This is a genomic window from Actinosynnema sp. NPDC059335, assembly GCF_042752395.1.
In the GTDB taxonomy this organism is placed as follows: Bacteria; Actinomycetota; Actinomycetes; order Mycobacteriales; family Pseudonocardiaceae; genus Actinosynnema.
The window spans coordinates 1-1,025 of record NZ_JBHYXZ010000231.1 but is presented as its reverse complement, the minus strand read 5'-3'; the positions used below and the strand labels follow the sequence as shown (position 1 = coordinate 1,025).

Here is a 1,025-nt window from a genome sequence, read left to right as displayed (position 1 = left end):
GGTCCGACCGGCGCGACCACCGCGACCGCGCGCCCGCCCGCCGCCTCGATCGCCTTGACGGTCGAGGCGGCGGCCTCGGCGTCCACGTCGTTGACGACGACCGCCGCGTCCGCTGCCGCCAGGGCCTCCGCGTACGCCCGCCCCAGCCCGCGGCCACTGCCGGTGACCACGGCGACCTTCCCTCGCAAGTCCATGACGGCGAACATACGGCAGTTTCGTGACGGCCGTCCATAGTGTGCCCATCATCGTCCTACGGGCAGCCCGAAGCCGCGGGCGACGCCGGGAGCGCGGGCGGTCGAGGCGCGGACGGTCGGGCGCAGGGCAAGCCGGGATGCGCCGCGTCAGGCACGGGTGAGCCGCGATCGGGCGGGACGAGCCGGGCCGGGTCGGGGCCTGGCGGGCCGAGAGCCGGGGCGGCGGTCGGGACCGGCGGGAGGCAGAGCGGGCGCGGGCAGGTCGGCTGCAGGCGGGTCAGGCGCGGGGCAGCAGGCGGGACCGGCGCGGGGCGGGACCGGCGCGGGGCAGGCTCGGGCAGACGCGAGGTGGGGTGCGCGCGAGGCAGGTCGGGCGCGGGGGCGGGTCAGGCGCGGGGCGGGGCCGTGCTGTCGCGCAGGACCAGCCGCGTCGCCACCAGGCTGGTGCCCGGCTCCACGGGCTCGTCGCGGACCTGGCGCAGGACGCGCTCGACGCAGCGGCGGCCGACCTCGGTGAAGTCCTGGTGCACGGTGGTCAGGGGCGGCACGAACGACCCGGAGTCCGGGATGTCGTCGAAGCCCACCACGCTGACGTCGTCCGGCACGACCCTGCCCCGCTCGTGGAACGCCCGCAGCAGCCCCAGCGCCATCTGGTCGTTGGCCGCGAACACCGCCGTGCAGCCCGGCTCGTCGGCCAGCGCCAGCCCGGCGCGGTAGCCCGACTCGGCCGACCAGTCGCCGCGCGCGAGCGGCGGGGGCCGCCCCCCCGCCCCGTGCACCGCCGGGCGCCACCCCCCCCCCCCCCCCGCGGCCCCCCAACACAACACCCCC

2 protein-coding genes are annotated in these 1,025 nt (G+C 78.9%); both read right to left on the bottom strand.

The features are described 5' to 3' along the window. On the bottom strand, window positions 1-194 hold a 194-nt coding region (locus tag ACFXGA_RS37900), incomplete at its 3' end, for an SDR family NAD(P)-dependent oxidoreductase (RefSeq protein WP_378097248.1). Between the two features lie 386 nt (window positions 195-580). Next, the gene (locus tag ACFXGA_RS37895; RefSeq protein ID WP_378097282.1) at window positions 581-1,021 is read right to left on the bottom strand and encodes a substrate-binding domain-containing protein; all 441 of its coding nucleotides are present in this window, start codon (window positions 1,019-1,021) and stop codon (window positions 581-583) included. Window positions 1,022-1,025 lie beyond the last annotated feature (4 nt).